Consider the following 2,859-nt stretch of genomic DNA (forward strand, 5'->3'; position numbering starts at 1 on the left):
GGCGAAGGCCTGCCGGTGCGCTCCGATCGCCGCGAGGTATCCCAGCCGCGCCTCGTGCAGCTCCACCGTCGTCGCGTCGACGGCGGGCACCGCGGGGGGCGCCGGCGCCCGGGGTGGCACCTCGACGCAGTCGTCGAACGGCGCCGGCAGGGTGGAAGGGGACACCGGCGCGGTCACGGCCCAGGGAGCCGTCCCGGTCGGCACGATGGGCGCCGTCACGGCCGGCGCCTGGACCGCGACCGGGATGCCGAACTGGGCGGTGAGCTGGCGTGCCACGCCGGCGAGCTGCAGGCGTCGCACTCCCGGCGGTACCTCGCGTAGGCCGGGGTACCGCGGGGCGTTGTCGTTGATCGTCCAGGTGCCGTCGGGGCGCCGCGCGAGCTCGCCGGCGATCCACACCGGCCGCGTCACCGTGGCCCCCGACTCGTCGAAGCCCACCGCGACCGTCGGCTGGCCCTGCGCCGAGAGCCCGGCGAGGAACTCCTCCCGGCTCGGCACCGGCTCGCCCCGCTGCGCCCTGGCCTGAGCCGCCCAGTCGTACACCTCCTCGAGCGACGCCGCGGGCAGCGTCGTCGCCGGATCACCGCCGAGGTAGATCTGCCGCTGCCCCACCATCGTGAACGTGAACACCGCGCCGGCCGGCGCGCCCTCCAGCCGCTTGCCGGAGAAGTCGGCCAGCGGCGTCCACAGCGGGTTGAGCCGGACGGAGCCCTGGTCGTCGCGTTCCGCCTCGGTCACCTCGGTCGGGAACACCTCCGCCGCGGAGTTCTCCCGCGACACGGTCGGCTGGTCGGACACGTCAGGCTGGTCGGACACGTCAGGCTGGTACTCCGGTGCGGGCGCGCGGTACGGCGGCGGCGCTTCGCCGGTGGGCGGACGCCCGCCGAACAGCAAGTGCGCGGGGGTGCGAGCGCCGGCCGCCGCCGGTCCCCGGGCCGCCCCGGCGACGGGTGTCCCGACGCCGTCGGGGGCCGGTGCGAAGCCGGCAGGAACCGGACCGGCGTCCTCGACGGACGCCTCGACGTCCTCGCCGGACGGTCCGACGTCGTCCGCGGGCAGCTCGACCTCGTCGACGAGGGCTGGGGGCCCGGCGCCGAACAGGCCGCCGTGGCCGGCGCGCTGCTGGCGGCCGGCGTCGGTGTAGGCCCCGCGCACCTCCTCGACGCCCAATCCCAGGTGTTCGAGGCCGGCCGTCGCCGTGCCCAGCGCCTCCCGGGCCTGCGTCAGGTCGGCCTCGGCCTGTTGCTGCGCCTGGCTGAGCGGTGCCTTGCCGGTGCCGGCGGCCTGGGAGGTGGACACGCCGCCCTCACCGGGGCGCGGAAACAGGGCGGAGTGGGTCTGCCTCGCGGCACGCAGGTCCCGCTCGGCCTCCTGCACCCGCGTCCACGCGTTGCTGAGGGCGTCGACAGCCGCCGGTTCGGTGACGCCGAGCCGGGACGCCCACGCCGACGGCGGCATCGTCCCAGCCATGATCAACGGTGCCGGTTCGGGTGCGGTCGCCGCCGGGGCCGCCGGGGCCGGCTGGGCGGGCACCGCGGGGGCCGGGGCCGCGGCGGCGGCGGCGTGTTTGAGCAGTTCGGCGCGCACCGGCCGGCCGAGGCGCACGGAGAGCTGCCGGGCCACCTCGTTGATCCAGCGGGTCAGGTCCTCGGCCGATGGTTCGCCGCGGACCTTCTTGCTCATGTACCGGCCGGACTGGTCGTTGATGACGAGTTCGCCGTTCGGCCCGAACCGCAGCTCACCGCTGACCCGGGCCCTGGGCGCCACAGTGCGGCCCTGCCCGTCGAAGCCGACCGCGACCGTGGGGTGGCCGAGCATCGTCAGGCTCGCGGTGAAGGTGTCGTACGACTCGGCGGCCTCGCTGGCGAACTCCTCGCGCAGCCCGTCGACGACCCGGCGCAGCTCCTCGACCCGCTCCGGGGTGAGTTCCACCGCGGACGGCTCCGCCGCCGGCGCGCCACCATCGACGGTCGCAGGCGGGCCGGAGAGGTCGTCGAGGTGGCTCTCCCACGACGCGGCCGCCGCACCGTGCGGGGACTCCACCCGCCGCGCCCCGAGCACCTCGCGCGCCGACGCGAGCTGGTCGCGGGTCAGCGACACGGTGCCGGGCGCGGTGCCCTCCGGCGAGGTGAGCGGGCCGGCCAGGAGCCTCTGGAGTGTGCCCGCCGCGTTCGCCAGCTCCCCACGCCGGGTCGTGATGTCGCGGTGCAGGTCACGAAGCTGGTCCGCGGGGACGACCGTCAGCGGTTCCTCGCTGCCCAGGTAGATCGTGCCGTCCTCGGTCGCGGCGTACTGCCACAGCATCTCTCGTGACGCGCCCTCGACATGCTTCGGGGAGAACTCCGCCAGCGGCGTCCACAGCGGGTTCACCCGCAGCAGCTTCGCCGCGTCGAGCTCCCCGTCCTTGATCTGCTTGGGTCGTACCGCCGGGCCGAAGTCGCGCGCCGGGTCGGGCGGCGGACCCGCCTGCTGGGCCGCGCGCACGGTGGCGACGTCCAGGCCCAGGTCCTCCAGCCCGACCACAGCGCGGGCCAGGGCGTCGCGGGCGGCGCTGAGATCGTCGAGAGCCTGGCGCTGCCCCGGGGTCAGCTCGGCACGCGGCCGCGTCGAAGCACCGTCCCGCTCGTGCGCCGGGAAGGCCGCCTCGAATCCGTCGCGGGCCGTGCGCAGGTCCCCCAGCGCCGTGTCCACGGGTGTCCAGGCCGCCTCCACCGCTGCCGGGGGCACGTCCGCGGGCAGCGTCAACCGGGACACCCACGTCGGCGCCGCGGTCTCCGGCGGCGCCGAGGACTGCTCCGCCGGCGCCGTGGGAGGCACGGCCGGGGGTTCGACCACGGTCTCCACCGGGGCGTACGGAGG

1 protein-coding gene is annotated in these 2,859 nt (G+C 76.4%); it reads right to left on the minus strand.

The annotated features are described in order from the left end of the window. On the minus strand, positions 1-2,691 hold a 2,691-nt coding region (locus MXD58_RS24330; protein WP_250610005.1), incomplete at its 3' end, for a hypothetical protein. Between the last annotated feature and the right edge of the window lie 168 nt (positions 2,692-2,859).

Origin of the sequence: Frankia sp. AgKG'84/4, assembly GCF_023242965.2 — a bacterium.
GTDB lineage: Bacteria > Actinomycetota > Actinomycetes > Frankiales > Frankiaceae > Frankia.